We start from the raw sequence: 14,985 nt of genomic DNA on the forward strand, positions 1-14,985 counted from the left end.
CGCTTATCGCTCTGAACCGGCAACAGCGCCCATTATGTGCGGCGATTCCAAGACCATGTTCCGTGTCGTATCGCATTTTGAGATTTTGAGAATCCGATCCAACGCCCTTCAAGTTTATTTTCGTCTATGATTTTGAATTGGAAGCTGCCCGAATACGAGTTCAATTTTAGTCGTTGCGCTCTCCAGTCACCGGTAATGTATCCGTCTTCGATTTTTCCTATGATGTAGTAGCTCGCGCCGTCAGCTTCGAATGCGGAGTAAACATAGTCAGAGAAGCGATACATGCGCTTCGAGAAGTTCGTGATTTCTGGCTGACTTCCCGCGCCCCGATCAGTTTTGTACTCGTGGTTCCAACTTCCCTCGAGTCTGGGATGCTTTTTGAATTCGATACCTTGCGTCGATATTGGAGACAATAGCATCACGATCCGCGGCCAAACTCTCAATTCCAAGACACCCCGAATCAGAAAGAGCAATAAGATTGCTCCCCCAGAGAATGCTGCCGAGATCATCGGCTCCACCCAGTTTACATCAGCTAGTGACAACTTTACTTGTCCCCCACATAAATCTCCCCGCCCTTGTCCATGAATTCCTTGCTCTTCTCCGCCATGCCTGCGCGGGCGGCGGCGGCTTGTTTTTCCATGTCGGCTTTCTCGTTGTCTGACATGCCGGCCGCGTATTCGCGCACTTCCGCGGTGATCTTCATGGAGCAGAATTTCGGGCCGCACATGGAGCAGAAATGGGCGACCTTGTGGGCGTCTTTCGGCAGGGTCTGGTCGTGGAAGTCGCGCGCGGTTTCGGGGTCCAGCGCGAGGTTGAACTGGTCTTCCCAGCGGAAATCGAAGCGGGCGCGGGAGACGGCATCGTCGCGCAAATGGGCGGTCGGGTGGCCCTTGGCGAGGTCGGCCGCATGGGCGGCGAGCTTGTAGGTGATGACGCCGACCTTGACGTCGTCGCGGTCTGGCAGGCCGAGATGCTCCTTGGGCGTCACATAGCAGAGCATGGCCGTGCCGAACCAGCCGATCATCGCGGCGCCGATGCCGGAGGTGATATGGTCATAGCCGGGGGCGATGTCTGTCGTGAGGGGGCCGAGCGTGTAGAAGGGCGCCTCGCCGCATTCTCGCAGCTGCTTGTCCATGTTGATCTTGATCTTGTGCATCGGCACGTGGCCGGGCCCTTCGATCATGACCTGGCAGCCTTTGGCCCAGGCCACCTTGGTCAGCTCGCCGAGGGTTTCGAGTTCGGCGAACTGGGCGGCGTCATTGGCGTCTGCCCCGGCGCCGGGGCGCAGGCCGTCGCCGAGGGAGAAGGAGACGTCATACGTGCGCATGATGTCGCAGATCTCCTCGAAATGGGTGTAGAGGAAGCTTTCCGTGTGGTGGGCGAGCATCCATTTCGCCATGATCGAGCCGCCGCGGCTGACAATGCCGGTGACGCGATTGGCGGTGAGGTGGATGTAGGCGAGACGGACGCCGGCATGGATGGTGAAATAGTCGACGCCTTGCTCCGCCTGTTCGATCAGCGTGTCGCGGTAGATTTCCCATGTCAGGTCTTCGGCGACGCCGTTCACCTTTTCCAGCGCCTGGTAGATCGGCACGGTGCCGATGGGGACGGGGGAATTGCGCAGGATCCATTCGCGCGTGTTGTGGATGTTGCGGCCCGTCGAGAGGTCCATGACATTGTCGGCGCCCCAGCGGATCGCCCAGACCATCTTGTCGACTTCTTCCTCCACGGATGAGGTGACGGCGGAGTTGCCGATGTTTGCGTTGATCTTGACGAGGAAGTTGCGGCCGATGATCTGCGGCTCGAGCTCGGCATGGTTGATGTTGGACGGGATGATGGCGCGCCCGGCGGCGATCTCGTCACGGACGAATTCCGGCGTGATGAATTCCGGGATATGGGCGCCGAAGGACTGGCCGTCGGCAATGGTGGCGGCGGCGTCTTCATGGGCCCTGGCGCGGCCCATGTTCTCGCGCGTGGCGACATAGACCATTTCCTTGGTGATGACGCCGGCCTTGGCGAATTCGTATTGCGTGACGGGATGGCCGGGCAGGCCGCGCAGGGGGCGGTGGCGGACGGGGAATTCGCGGGCGAGATGCTTGCCCGCCGCGCCGCCATTGTCTTCCGGCCGGACATGGCGGCCCTCGTATTCCTCGACGCCGCCGCGGGCGAGCACCCAGTCGCGGCGGTCGCGGGCGAGGCCTTTTTCGACGTCGATGGTGACCGACGGGTCTGTATAGGGGCCGGACGTGTCGTAGACCGGCACGGGCGGCTCATTGGCGCTCGGGTGCAGGTCGATCTCGCGATGGGGCACGGCGATGTCGGGCGCCTGCGGCGGATGGGTATAGACCTTGCGGCTGGCGGGGAGGGCGCCTGTGGTGACTTTCGGGGTCTCGAACTGGGACTGGTCGGCGGGCTTGTTCATTGGGGGAATCCTTTGGGCAGGGCGGGGACAAGGCCCAGCTCTTTTTGCAGTTTCTTGGTGAGGCCCGCGGCGACCAGGCGGTAGCTGTCGCGGATATAGGTGAGGAGGTCTGCGTCGGACATGGAGGCGTCGCTGGTGCGCTGGATCCATTTCATGCCGCGCGAGGCCATGTAGGGCGCGCCCCGGCAGCCGGGCTGGTCTTTCAGGATGTCGAACGCGATGGTCGTGACCTTGAACGAGGCGTCGGTCAGCTGGCCGTCCTCAGCGCTGGCAATGACGAAGACCTTGCCGCCAATCTTCCAGACATGGGAGCCGCCCCACTGGCAGACATAGGTCGCGTGGGGGAGGGAGGTGCAGAAGGCCGTGAACGCGTCGAGCGTCATTCTATTCTCCGTCCCTCGCGCCGGTATGAGCCGGATCAGGTTCAAAGGGTAACTCTCAGCCCGGCACCATGCCGGACACCCCTCGGATGGACAAAGAATAGGCGGTTTGGAGGCCAAAAGAAAGTGGCATGCATGCGGACAACACTAAGGCAATTACCTAAGTGTATTGACAGGGCGGGCCGGGCCCAATAGATAGGCGTATGCCTAAGTATCCTTCGCCTGACCCAATCGCCCTTGATCGTGGCTTCCATGCGCTGGCCGATGCCACGCGGCGCGGCGTGATCGCGCAACTGAGCCTAGGCGAGGCGAGTGTCGCCGAACTGGCCGAACCCTATGACATGGCGCTGCCGAGCTTCCTGCAACATGTTCGCGTGCTGGAATCGGCTGGCCTCGTGACAACCCGCAAGGAAGGCCGCGTGCGGCGGTGCCGGCTGGAAACCGCGCGGCTGGCCGAGCTGGATGCATGGATTACCCGCTACCAGCAGGCATGGGCGGCGCGGCTTGACCGGCTGGGCGACTATCTTGACGCGACTGACACAGAAGGAAACCCGACATGAGCCATGACACGATCCGCCACGGCACAGTGACCATAGAAAAGGCCTACCCGGCCGGCCCGGCACGGGTGTTCGATGCCTGGGCTGATCCGGAAAAGCGCCGGATATGGGGGTCGCCATCCGATGAAATCGACCTGCGTATTGACGCTGCAGATTTCTCTGTCGGCGGAGAAGATGTCAGCACGTGCATGATGGGTGAACAGGCCATCGCTGTGGTGCGCGGTCGTTATCACGACATCGTGGCAGACAGGCGGATCGTCTATACCGAGATCATTGCATCCATGGAGGCGCTCGAAGGCGCCTGCCTGGTCTCCGCGGAGTTCATGCCGGAGGGGCAGGGAACGCGGCTCGTGCTGACCCTGCAAACAGCGGCGCTGGACGGTGCGGACTTGCTGGACGGTGTGCAGGAAGGCTGGGAGAGCGCCCTGTTGCGTCTCGAAGCCATGATGAAACAGGACTGAGACCCACGCTGTCATGCATCGGGACTGCGCACAGGTTAACACCGGACGCAGTCCGGTTAACCAAATCCTGACACCTGATGACCATCAAGGGCCGCATCTGATTCCGTTACGGAAGGAGGCGACGATCATGGCTGATGGATCTGCGCATGCGCCGCTGCATGTTCCCCTTGTGGCGGATGAACTGACGCCGCGCACGAAAGCGCCCGTGAAGACCCGCAAGTTCAAGGTGGATTTCTGGGCCACCGATTTGAATACGGCCGAAATCGGCATCATGAAACGCACCCAGAACGAGGCGGCGTCCGACCAGTTCACCAAGGACATGGAGATTTACGGCCAGACGGTCGTGAACGGGAAGCGCGAGGCGCTGATCGCCTATCGCCAGGAGATGTGGAAGCGGAACAAGGATTTCAAACGGCGGCTGGTGATCAAGCTGTTCTCCGAAGACCTGCACTGGCGCGGCACGATAGAGATGCTGATCGGGCGCTCGATGCAGCTGTCACTGGGCGCGGGCGGCCTGCCCGTGCCGGCCTATTCGATCAACCTGGCGCGGCACGACCAGCTGATCCAGCTCGAACGCTCGGCCCATCACTGGCCGCTCTTCCCCGAGAAATATTCCTTCTTCCTGCAGACGAAGAACGGGCCGCGCTTTTACAAGCTGCGCCGGAACATTGTCTGCATTGGTTCGGACTACACTCTGTATGACCAGAAGGGCCGCAAGATCGGCCAGCTCGACAGCCGCATCATCAATTTGGGCGGGGCGTGGAAAGTGACGCTGGACAGCGCGCATGCCAATGCCAGGCTGGAAGCCGTGCTGCAGCTGTTCTGCGCCATGCTGAAGTTCAATGGGGCGGCGCGGCGCCATGTCCGCCAGCTGACAGAAAAGGTGCATGGCGGCCGGCTGAAGCCGGAACTCGATCACCGCGAAGACGACCTCTACAAGAACCCGCGCCGTCGGCGCTGAGCCGTCAGGCGCCGAGCGCCTGCTGGGCCGCCTTGTCCCAGCCGACAATGGTTTCTGCGCCCGTATCGATGACGGGGCGTTTGACCAGCGTGGGATTTTCAATCAGCAGGGCGGCAGCGCCGTCGCCGAGGGCGGTGGCCTGCTGTGCGGGCGTGAGGCCGCGCCATGTCGTCGAACGGCGGTTGACCAGTTTCTCTGCGCCGACGGCTTTCAGCCAGGCGGGGACAAGCGCGGGCAGGTCGGCTTCGGCGCGGATATCGACAAAGGCGACCTTGCGGCCTGACGCCGTGAGGGCGGTCATGGCCTTCTTGCATGTGTCGCAATTCTTCAGGCCGTAGAGGGTGAGGGGGGCGTTGGGCATGGGCGCTCCTGAAACGGTTTCAGGGCCCTATACGATGCCCAGCACCGCGATGACCAGACCGAAGGCCATGGTGACAAGGCCGAAGCCGCGTACATGGTCGTCTTCGGGCACCATCCAGCGGGCGAGTGCGAAGATCGGTTTCGGCCAGGCCAGCATCAGCAGGCTCTCCACGATCATGCTGGCAGCGAGCAGGGTGGTGATGCCGCGCGTGACCGTGGCGAAATCGTCGACGAGGGCAAGCACGGCGGCGCCGAGAAAGAACATGAAGGCGCCGGTGACATAGACGAGCGCCGGGCTGGTATCGAACTCGTCGAGCACGCGGGTTGCGCGGCCCGGTTCGATCACCATGCCGAGCCCGGCGGCCAGGGCATAGATTCCGAAGATAACGCATACCGTGTCAGCGATCATGGTTCGTGCTCCCGTGCCGGTGTTTGATGTACCATAAGACCGGGGCGAGGCCGAAATGTGTCAGGGCGCTTCGGTGCGCGATTCCACGACCGCAACGATGGGGCCCATGTCGAGCCCGGCCTCGTCGCGCTGGAGGTCTGCCGCGTAGAGACGCGAGACGACGCCATCGAGATAGAGCGCGTTCGGCGTGCCGAGACGGTCGCGGAACAGGCGGGCGAAACTGTGGAAATTTACCGGCGCGTCGCTGATCGCGAAATAGACATGCCGGCCGTCGGCGCTGAGGCCGACGCCGTTGCGCCGCTTGCGGCTGGGTCCATTCTCGTTGAAGTCCGGATGGAGTTTGCCGTCGAGCACCAGCATCGGGCCGGACTGCGTGGCAAAGCGCGGTGGTGCGGCGGGAAAGCGGGCGTCGTAAATGCTGGTTTCTGCAATGCCTGCTACAGGCCCCTCGATCCAGAATACACCATTGGGCAACATGCCGAAATTGCCGGGACCGGCGGACCTGACCAGCGGAGCGACCTGGTTGCCTTCCTCGACAAACAGGCCGACGGCGCGACGGTCGTCATGGTACATGCCGCCATTCATGGCGAAGGCGAGCGTCTTGCCGTCCGATTCGAGCTGTTCGGCGAGACGGTCGAACTGGCCATAGGGGACGCCATCCGGGCCGTTGAGGAAGAGGCGAATGTCGGCGCTGGCCACGGCGAACCTGCACACCGTGTAGGGCGCCCCGTCGAAACTGACCGGATTGCAGGCGTGCGCGGGCGGCGGCGAACAGGCCGTGGCGAAGGCCACCGCGAGGGCAGCAATTGAAGAAGAGACGGCGCGCGGGAGCATCATTGATCGAGTCTAGAGAGGCTTCGTGGCGAATACCAGACAGGCAGCAGCCGAGGGCTGCATATCGTAGCTTCCAGAATATTTTAGCAGTATCGGGCCGTATTTGCCTTCTGTTTAAACGAATTTTTTATTCCAGCCAGTATCTATTATCGTTCTGCTCGAGTCCAGGATGGTCGGCAGGTTGTGCATTTGTGGAGTAAATGCCGTGAACTTGAATATTGCGACTATCCTGGAAATGGGATCGGGCCGTTCCCGTATGACGCCCGAACATGCCGACTATATTCGCGGCATGCAAATCCACACATATAAGGCGCTGTTACCTTTCGGGATTGTCGCCAGCACGGTGAATGCAGCGATTCTCGTCACTTACCTGTCCTTCCACGCGCCTTCTCGGGAATTGGTAATATGGTCTGCCGTCATGGTGGCTACGGCGCTGTTCGGCATGCGCGCCAGCCTGCGCGTAGTGCGGTTCAAGAGGCCCGCCCGGCCAAGTCCCGTGCAGGCGCTGTATCGCCCGATCGTCGAATCGGCACTGGTTGGCTGGGCATGGGCCTTGTGCCCGCTCCTGTTCCTGCCGAACGGAAGCGGGTACGATGTCGCAGTCATCCTTTGCGTCAGCGCGGGCATGATGACGGGCGCTGCCTACATGCTGTCTACCCTGCCAGCGGCCGCCGTCGGATTCGTGCTGGCCATGGCCAGCGGGTTATTGATCGGCCTGCTCAGATCCGCCCCTAGCAGCGAGCAGATCGCCCTGCTTTCGCTCACCGCCTGTTTTACATTGGTGTCCGTACGGGCAATTTTCTGGAACTATGGCAACTATGTCGCAGCCTGGCTGCAGCAGGTCGAACTGAAAGAACAGGCTGGCCTTCTCAAGAAAAAAGCCAGCTTGATCAGCCTGCTGCTCAACGAGTTCGAACAGGCGGCTTCAGACAGCCTATGGGAACTGGACGCGGCGCATCGCCTGCTCAATCCGTCCGAAGTCTTCTCCAAACGGTGCGGCATCTCGGTGGCCGATCTCGACCAGCAGCACATCACGAACTTTTTTGACGCCACGAACCTTGAGGGCCGGGAAGACCTGGGCCGCCTGAACGCAGCGCTGGCCGTCAATGGTGAATTCAACAATCTTATCCTGCCTGTATTGCTGCCAGCGGGCACGTTCTGGTGGAGCGTGTCTGCCAAGCCCGTGCTTAATGACCAAGGGGTGTTTGAAGGCTATCGGGGCGTCGCCTCTGACATCACCGAGAAGCGCCGGGCTGAAAAGCAGATTCACGATCTTGCACATTACGACACCCTGACAGGCGTGCCCAAGCGGGAGATGCTGCTGGAATCGCTCAAGACTGCCGTAAGCGGATCGATGGAATCGGGTTCGCAATTCGCTATCCATGCCCTCGATGTTGATCGATTCAAGACGATCAATGACGTCTATGGCCACACGGCCGGTGACGCCTATCTCAAGGCAACGGCAGAACGGTTGCGCCAACTGGTGGGCCCGAATGACGTGGTCGCCCGTTTTGGCGGCGATGAATTTGTCGTCCTGCAGCAGGACATTTCAGGGCGCGGCGAAGCCATGTCGCTGGCCGTCACGATCCAGCAAGTGCTGTCTGAACCTGTCGATATTGATGGCGCGCATGCCCAGTCGAGCGTGAGCCTGGGTATCGCCATGTGTCCGGAACATTCCGTACAATCCGCCGAGTTGCTCAAATTTGCCGACCTGGCGTTGCTGGCATCGAAAGCGGCGGGACGTGACACGGTCTGTTTCTTCGAGTCAGACCTGAATGACGATGCCGGCGAGCGCATCGCATTGGAAACCGACTTGCGTCATGCGCTTGCCAACAATGAGTTCAGCCTGAACTTCCAGCCGATCGTGCATGCCAAGTCGGGCCGGTTCGGGTCGTTCGAAACGCTCATCCGGTGGAATCATCCAAAGCGAGGTTCAGTCGGCCCCGACCTGTTCGTGCCGATCCTTGAGCAGGCCGGGATGATCACGACTGTGGGCGACTGGATTATCCGCGAAGCGCTTCGCGAAGCCGCGACATGGGATGAAAAAGTCAGGATCTCGATAAATCTTTCGCCGCTGCAGGTCAGGAACAGGTCGTTGGTGACAACCGTGACCCATGCGCTGGCACAGACCGGCATCGATCCAAAGCGTGTCGATTTCGAAATCACCGAGACGGCGCTGTTTGACGACACCGAAGAGAGCCTCAGCATGCTGAACGCTCTGCACAATCTGGGCGTCACGATCTCGCTCGACGATTTCGGAACGGGGTATTCCTCGCTGAGCCTTCTGCGAATGTTTCCGTTCGACAAGATCAAGATCGACAAGTCGTTCGTGCAGAAAATGGAATCGAGCGAGGAGTGTGCTGCCATCGTCCGGTCCGTGGTCGGCCTGGCACACAGCCTGGGCATGCGCACGACGGCAGAGGGCGTGGAAACAGCCGTGCAGGCCGACGCGCTCAAGGCTGAGGGATGCTCGGAACTGCAGGGTTACCTGTTCAGCCGGCCAAAGCGGCCTGACGACCTTGTTGTAGATGGAATCCTGAAAAGGCGTGAACGGGCTGCCGAAGACACATCCTCGGCCGAGCCGGTTCCGGCCGGTCGCGATGGGGCCTTGCGGCGGGTCGTTTAGCCGGGGCCCGGCTATCGGCAGACAAGGCATCGCGAAGCGGCCTGTCATGGGTTAGTCTGACGCTTCAAGACCGCTGAATTGGCGGACACGGCAAGGACACGCGCATGGCAGAGAAATTCCAACGCCACCGACAGGCATGGACGACCGACGAGATCCAGAAGCTGCACCTTCTGGCAGGCAAGGGCATGAGCCTGAAGGCGATCAGCAAGGCGATGACACGCACGGAAGAATCGATCCAGACGCGCGCCAAGATCGACAAGCTGAAGATTTCGAAGCTGCGCTAGCGCGGCCCATGGCAGGCAGACATCGTGTCAGGGTGTGGCTTTGCGGCCTGCAATTGACCCCATCAATGATCCTGTCAAAACAGACAGGAAAGCGGCATTTCAAGGGTTGGGCATGGTTCAGTCAATTGTGGTAGTGGGCGGCGGAAGCGCGGGCTGGATTACGGCCAACCTGCTCAATGCGCATTGCCAGCGGGCGGGCCGCAAGACGCAGATCACGCTGGTCGAGTCGCCCGACATTCCCTCCATTGGCGTTGGCGAGGCAACAGTGCCGTCAATCCGGCGCACATTGAACGATATCGGATTGCCGGAGCAGGACGTCCTGATTTCGGCCGAGGCGACCTTCAAGACGCTGATCCGGTTCAAGGACTGGAACCTGGGCGAAACCTATGACCACCCGTTCGACCGGCGGCGGCGGCCCCAGACAGATGGGGCGGCCAGCCGCTGGACAGCGCAGAACAAGCTGCCTTTCGATCATAGTTTTTCCGCGCTGACGCAACTGGCCGAGCACAACATCTCGCCGAAGTCGCCGCGCCACCCGCAATACCAGGCAAGCTTTCCCTATGCGTATCACCTTGATGCCATCAAGCTCGCCAACCGGCTCGCCGAATTCGGGCGTGACCGGGGTATCCAGCACAAGCTTTGCAATGTCACCGATGTGACAGTCTCACCGGAAGGATTGACTTCGGCGGTTCACACAGACCAGGGGGAGGCGTTGACGGCCGACCTTTATGTCGATTGCACCGGTTTCCGGTCGGCGCTGCTGGGGCAGGCGCTGGGTGTGCAAATGAAGTCCTTTGCCAAACACCTCCTGTGTGACCGTGCCGTGACGATGCGTGTGCCGTATGACGTGTACAAGCCCGAGCAAATCCTGACCTATACGCTGGCCACGGCACGAGACGCCGGCTGGCAATGGGACATCAACCTTCAGAACCGGCGCGGCATTGGTTACGTCTATTCCAGCGCCTTTCTCAGCGAAGATGCCGCCGAGGCGGCGCTGCGTCGTTACGAAGGCGAGCACAGCGACAAGCTCGACGCACGCCACATCCGCTTCACGAGCGGCAAGCGGCAGGTCAGCTGGAAGGGCAATTGCGTTGCGGTCGGCCTGTCGGACGGTTTCCTGGAGCCGCTGGAATCTTCCGGCCTATACCTGATCGAATTCGCGGGGCTTGCCATTGCCACCATGTTGGAGGATTTCAGCGTCGCGCCGCAGACGACCGCGCGATACTACAACCGCATCATTGACGAGCTCTATGACGAGATACTGGGCTTCCTCAATCTTCACTATGTGACCTCGAAGCGCCGGGACACGCCGTTCTGGCGGGCGGCAACGGCTGATGAAGCCGTCGTTGACGATTTGCGTGATCGACTGGAATTATGGAGGCGGCGCTCGCCAACCCAGTTCGACTTTCCGGGGGCGGACAGGCTGTTTGCGCAGGATAGCTATGAATTCATCCTGCACGGCATGAAATATGTAGATGGCCCGGTTTCAAGACCGGTCCAAGTGCCGGACATGAGCCCGATTGTTGCCAAGAGCCGGAGCGAACTGCCAAAGCATGAGGCGATCCTGGAACTGGTCCAGCGAGCGGCCGCGCGGGCCTGAACTAGTCGACCGCGCCGACCTGGGCGTCTGCTGCAAGCGCTTCGCGGCGCTTTTCGGCAGCCGATTTCTTGACGCTTTCCGAACGCAGCTGGCCGCAAGCAGCAGCGATATCGCGGCCGCGCGGCGTGCGGATGGGGCTGGCATAGCCGGCCCGGTTGACGATTTCGGCGAAGGCTTCGATCGTCTCCCAGTCGGAACATTCATACGGGCTGCCTGGCCACGGATTGAACGGGATCAGGTTGATCTTGGCCGGCACGCCCTTCAGCAGGCGGACCAGGTTGTGCGCCTCTGACGGGGTGTCGTTGATGCCTTTCAGCATGACGTATTCGAACGTCACCCGGCGCGAGTTGCCGCTGCCCGGATAGGCGCGGATCGCCTCGAACAGGGTTTTCAGGTCGTACTTCCGATTGATCGGCACGAGTTCGTTGCGCAGGTCGTCATTGGTGGCGTGAAGCGAGATGGCCAGCATGGCATTGGTGCGCTCGCCCAGTTCCTGGAGCTTCGGGGCGACGCCGGCCGTGGAGACAGTTATACGGCGCCGGCCGATGGAGATGCCGTCGCCGTCGGAAATCATGTCGATGGCAGCCGCGACATTGTCGAGATTGTAGAGCGGCTCTCCCATGCCCATGAAGACGATATTGGTCAGCTTCCGGTCTTCGATGGAAGACGGCCACTCGCCGAGCGCGTCGCGGGCGATCATCACCTGGGCGGTGATTTCCTGTGCGGTGAGATTGCGCACAAGGGCCTGTGTGCCGGTATGGCAAAAGGTGCAATTGAGCGTGCAACCGACCTGAGAGGACACGCAAAGCGCGCCGCCATTCATACCGACGCCGGGAATGTAGACGCTTTCGCCTTCGACGCCGGGCGCGAAACGGGCAAGCCATTTCTGGGTGCCGTCGCTGGAGACCTGGTGGTCGGCGATTGCCGGGCGGTCCAGCGTATAGCGCTCGGCCAGCTGCGCCCGCAAATCCTTGCCGATATCGGTCATGTCACCAAAGCCGGTGGCGCCGAAATACTGGCTCCAGCGCGAGATCTGTTTCGCGCGCATCGAGGCCTTTTTCGGGTCGAGCCCCATGGCTTCCAGCTCTGCCTTGAGCGCAGGCAGGGGCATGCCGGCCAGGGATCTGGGTCCGTGTTGCGGGCTGGGGCGTTGCGAAAGATCAAGTGTGGTGGCCATGAAAATGCGCTATAGCATGGGGTGCTCGGTGCAGGAACCGCCGAGGGCAGGGCATCGTGAACGCGACGTGAATGAGGCGGCCATCAATTCGCCACACGTTTATCCGAAAGCCCCGCTTACGCGTAATCAACGCTATCAACGGGGCTGACTGAGAAATGACGCCCACAATCCGGAGGACCTCCATGAGATATCTCATTCTTGGCGCTGTCGCGCTTGCCATGATCCCCGCAGCCTGTGAAACAGGCCCCAGCAACCGCGTCATGATCGGCACCGCCGCAGGCGCCATCGCCGGTGCCGGCCTTGGTACGCTGGCAGGTGGCGACGACGGCCGCAACGCAGCCATCGGCGCAGCCGTCGGTGCGATCGCGGGTGCGTCCGCCGGGGCCTACATGGACAAGCAGGAGCGCGAGCTGCGCGCCGCCACGGCTGGAACAGGCATCGAAGTCGCTCGTAATGGCGACCAGATTGCCCTAACCATGCCGTCGAACGTGACGTTCAACGTCAACAGCGCCGAAATTCTTCCCGGTTTCTACGCGTCGCTGAACGATGTCTCGACGACGCTGGTCAACTATCCGTCGACCGCCGTGGACATTATCGGCCATGCCAGCTCTGACGGTGACGACGCCTACAACCAGGCCCTGTCCGAGCGCCGTGCGAATTCGGTCAAGACGTACCTGATCAACCAAGGCGTCACACCGGTTCGCCTGCAGGCCTATGGCATGGGTGAAACCCAGCCGATCGCCGACAACTCGACCGAAGCTGGCCGCCGCGCCAACCGCCGTGTCGAGATCATCCTGACACCGATCACCGAAAGCTGATCGGGGGCCTGAAAAGGCTGACATTATGACGCCCGTCAGTCTCGTGCTGGCGGGCGTTTTCTTTTGCGCCTAGCCGGCAACGGCAGCGCGCATGGCCTCTACCGGATCGCCATAGCGCGTGGCCATCATGGCCATCAACTTGTCACTGGCGCGGGAGGGATGGCCGGTATTGGTCGGCGGTGCGGGATCGTACTCCAAGGCGAGCTGGATCGCCTCGGCGACCTGCCGGCCGCAGACATCGGCCATGATGCCGAACGCGAAGTCGATGCCAGCCGTCACGCCGCCGCCTGTATAGGTGGTGCCGTCCTGAACCCAGCGACCGGGCGCGTATGTGGCCCCCACCAGCGGCAGGAGCGACGTGTATGCCCAGTGCGTGGTCGCCTTCCTGCCGTCGAGCAGGCCGGCTGCGCCGAGCAGGAAGGCGCCGGTGCAGACGGAGGTGACATAGGTGGCGGCGGTGCCGGCCGAACGGACGAAATCCAGTGTCTCGGCGTCGCCAATCGCCTCGACCACGCCGAAACCGCCGGGCACGACGATCATGTCGAGGGCGGGTGCCCTGGCAAATGTGCCGGTTGGCACCAGCGACAGGCCGCAGTCGCTGGGAACGGGGTCCAGCGTCTTTGACAGGATGTGCGTGGTGGCGCCGGGCATACGGTGCAGGACCTGCAGTGGCCCGGTAAAATCGAGCTGGGTGACATTCGGGAACAGGACGAAACCGATATTCATGGGCCAAGCCTCCGTGCGGGCACAGCATCCTGCTTAGACGATAAAAGCAGACGGAGCCACATTGGCTCTGGCCAATCGGCGCCTAAGTGTGGAACGTGTCGCGATGCCGAATCCGGAGCCTCTCTCGAATCCTGGTGCGACGCGGTTTGGCCGCCCGGCGCCCTATCGCGGGATCGGGTCTGAGATCGTGCATGTACTGTGCGGGTTTTACCTGTGGCTGGGCGGCTGGCGCCTGCTCGATGACTGGCCGCCGAACAAGAAAATGGTCATCGTCGCCGCGCCGCATACGTCCAACTGGGACGGGTTCGACATGCTGGCCGTCGCAGGCTGGTACCGGGTGAAGCTCAGCTATATGGGCAAGAAATCCCTGACCAAAGGGCCATTGGGCTGGCTGGTGAAGCGCAGTGGCTGCGTGCCGGTGGAGCGGTCGACATCGAATGATGTCGTGTCACAGATGCGGGTCGCATTTGATGCCGCAGACAGCCTGTTCCTGGCCGTCGCGCCGGAAGGCACCCGATCACGCAATACAGACTGGAAGAGCGGCTATTACCATATTGCGCATTCGGCCGGGGTGCCGTTGCTGATGTCTGTGCTCGACTATGGCAAGCGTACGGTCCGCCTCGCCGGGCCACTGGAAACAAGTGGCAACTATGCTGCTGACCTTCCGAAAATACTGGCGCCTTATGCAACGGCCGAAGGGCGCAGGCCCGGCCAGTTCGGCATGCCCGCGCTCGACTAGCGGCAGATGGCGGCAGCCTTGTCGATGGCGGCGGCCGATCCCTTCAGGGAGAAGTGATAGGCAACCTGCGTGTTGCGTGAGGAGACGGCTTCGACGCGGAGTTCGGAGCCCTTCTTGAGGGCGTCGACAATGCGCCGGTCATCGGAATCATCGGCAAAGGCTTCCGGCCCGACCGAGAACAGCGTCCAGGACGAGCGGCCAATACTGGCTTTCGCAGCCATGTCCTCGCGCAAGTCGAAGCCAACCTTCAGGCTCGGCTGGTTGCGCGCGCGCCCCGACTTCCAACTGGTAACATAGTACCAGACTTCGCCATGATTGGCCGAACGTGGGGCCTTGTCGGTTGCGGTGGTTGCCGCATAGCAAACCGTTTCGCCGCCGCTGGAATCGGTGAAGACCGACCAGTCATTATAGCGCCCTATGGCCGTGGGTTCGGCGTAGGCACACGGGATCGTGATGGCAGCCAGTGCGGCCAGTGCGGCGAATCGATTGTGGCGCAGCATTTGATATCGCATAGTTCTTACGTAATCCCCGTGGCAGCTTCAGGCTCGTTCTTATGCCATCAGAGTTAAGGCCAAACTACGACGGTATTGCAGCGATCGCATTCAAGCGGAATCGCAGACCGTGTGGTTGC

At 61.5% G+C, this 14,985-nt stretch carries 16 protein-coding genes and 1 riboswitch; of the genes, 8 read left to right on the plus strand and 8 right to left on the minus strand.

The features are described from left to right. Positions 1-544: 544 nt before the first annotated feature. Positions 545-2,422, minus strand: a complete 1,878-nt coding sequence (gene thiC / locus AC0L7I_RS05185; RefSeq protein WP_473398479.1) for a phosphomethylpyrimidine synthase ThiC — start codon at positions 2,420-2,422, stop codon at positions 545-547. Further along, positions 2,419-2,805, minus strand: a complete 387-nt coding sequence (locus AC0L7I_RS05190; protein WP_473398480.1) for an MmcQ/YjbR family DNA-binding protein — start codon at positions 2,803-2,805, stop codon at positions 2,419-2,421. The genes thiC and AC0L7I_RS05190 overlap by 4 nt, the downstream gene beginning before the upstream one ends. Then, positions 2,800-2,898: riboswitch (TPP riboswitch) on the minus strand. (Overlaps the previous gene by 6 nt.) Before the next feature lie 107 nt (positions 2,899-3,005). Here AC0L7I_RS05190 and AC0L7I_RS05195 point away from each other — a divergent pair. From AC0L7I_RS05195 to AC0L7I_RS05205, 3 genes are all read left to right on the plus strand, one after another. Then, entirely contained in the window at positions 3,006-3,362 is a 357-nt protein-coding gene (locus tag AC0L7I_RS05195; protein ID WP_473398481.1) for an ArsR/SmtB family transcription factor, read from the plus strand. Continuing rightward, positions 3,359-3,820: an SRPBCC domain-containing protein gene (locus tag AC0L7I_RS05200; RefSeq protein ID WP_473398482.1), complete on the plus strand. Its 462-nt coding sequence runs from the start codon at positions 3,359-3,361 to the stop codon at positions 3,818-3,820. Before AC0L7I_RS05195 ends, AC0L7I_RS05200 begins: the two co-directional genes overlap by 4 nt. 127 nt (positions 3,821-3,947) lie before the next feature. Beyond that, positions 3,948-4,781 carry a hypothetical protein gene (locus AC0L7I_RS05205; RefSeq protein ID WP_473398483.1) on the plus strand — a complete coding sequence of 278 codons (834 nt, stop codon included), beginning with the start codon at positions 3,948-3,950 and terminating at the stop codon, positions 4,779-4,781. A gap of 4 nt (positions 4,782-4,785) precedes the next feature. Here the strand turns inward: AC0L7I_RS05205 and AC0L7I_RS05210 are convergent, their stop codons facing one another. Genes AC0L7I_RS05210 through AC0L7I_RS05220 form a run of 3 tightly spaced genes read right to left on the minus strand, consistent with a single transcriptional unit; the run spans position 4,786 to position 6,384 of the window. Continuing rightward, complete coding sequence (locus AC0L7I_RS05210) at positions 4,786-5,142, minus strand: ArsC/Spx/MgsR family protein (RefSeq protein WP_473398484.1); 357 nt, start codon at positions 5,140-5,142, stop codon at positions 4,786-4,788. 27 nt (positions 5,143-5,169) lie between these two features. After that, a complete protein-coding gene (locus AC0L7I_RS05215) occupies positions 5,170-5,550 on the minus strand; it encodes a hypothetical protein (RefSeq protein ID WP_473398485.1) in 381 nt (126 codons plus the stop codon). Positions 5,551-5,610: 60 nt separating this feature from the next. Continuing rightward, complete coding sequence (locus AC0L7I_RS05220) at positions 5,611-6,384, minus strand: phosphodiester glycosidase family protein (RefSeq protein WP_473399115.1); 774 nt, start codon at positions 6,382-6,384, stop codon at positions 5,611-5,613. A gap of 205 nt (positions 6,385-6,589) precedes the next feature. Between AC0L7I_RS05220 and AC0L7I_RS05225 the strand changes: the two genes are divergently transcribed. The 3 genes from AC0L7I_RS05225 (at position 6,590) to AC0L7I_RS05235 (ending at position 10,894) form a co-directional block, all read left to right on the plus strand. Next, positions 6,590-9,010, plus strand: a complete 2,421-nt coding sequence (locus AC0L7I_RS05225; protein WP_473398486.1) for a putative bifunctional diguanylate cyclase/phosphodiesterase — start codon at positions 6,590-6,592, stop codon at positions 9,008-9,010. A gap of 104 nt (positions 9,011-9,114) precedes the next feature. After that, entirely contained in the window at positions 9,115-9,294 is a 180-nt protein-coding gene (locus AC0L7I_RS05230) for a hypothetical protein (RefSeq protein ID WP_473398487.1), read from the plus strand. A 112-nt stretch (positions 9,295-9,406) separates the two neighbouring features. Then, on the plus strand, positions 9,407-10,894 hold the full coding sequence (locus tag AC0L7I_RS05235) for a tryptophan halogenase family protein (protein WP_473398488.1): 1,488 nt from the start codon (positions 9,407-9,409) through the stop codon (positions 10,892-10,894). Position 10,895: 1 nt separating this feature from the next. Here AC0L7I_RS05235 and rlmN read toward each other — a convergent pair whose 3' ends face one another. Further along, positions 10,896-12,071, minus strand: a complete 1,176-nt coding sequence (gene rlmN, locus AC0L7I_RS05240; protein WP_473398489.1) for a dual-specificity RNA methyltransferase RlmN — start codon at positions 12,069-12,071, stop codon at positions 10,896-10,898. Positions 12,072-12,253: 182 nt separating this feature from the next. Between rlmN and AC0L7I_RS05245 the strand changes: the two genes are divergently transcribed. Then, a complete protein-coding gene (locus tag AC0L7I_RS05245; protein WP_473398490.1) occupies positions 12,254-12,889 on the plus strand; it encodes a YiaD family glycine zipper/OmpA-like lipoprotein in 636 nt (211 codons plus the stop codon). A gap of 69 nt (positions 12,890-12,958) precedes the next feature. Here the strand turns inward: AC0L7I_RS05245 and AC0L7I_RS05250 are convergent, their stop codons facing one another. Next, positions 12,959-13,615 carry a DJ-1/PfpI family protein gene (locus AC0L7I_RS05250; RefSeq protein WP_473398491.1) on the minus strand — a complete coding sequence of 219 codons (657 nt, stop codon included), beginning with the start codon at positions 13,613-13,615 and terminating at the stop codon, positions 12,959-12,961. 103 nt (positions 13,616-13,718) lie between these two features. On the opposite strand from AC0L7I_RS05250, the gene AC0L7I_RS05255 reads away from it, so the two are divergent. Then, positions 13,719-14,354 (plus strand): 1-acyl-sn-glycerol-3-phosphate acyltransferase, encoded by a 636-nt coding sequence (locus AC0L7I_RS05255; RefSeq protein ID WP_473398492.1) that lies wholly within the window; start codon positions 13,719-13,721, stop codon positions 14,352-14,354. Here AC0L7I_RS05255 and AC0L7I_RS05260 read toward each other — a convergent pair. After that, the gene (locus AC0L7I_RS05260; protein ID WP_473398493.1) at positions 14,351-14,866 is read right to left on the minus strand and encodes an invasion associated locus B family protein; all 516 of its coding nucleotides are present in this window, start codon (positions 14,864-14,866) and stop codon (positions 14,351-14,353) included. The two genes, AC0L7I_RS05255 and AC0L7I_RS05260, sit on opposite strands and share 4 nt — an antisense overlap. Positions 14,867-14,985 lie beyond the last annotated feature (119 nt).

Source organism: Hyphomonas sp. J20-32, assembly GCF_055808555.1.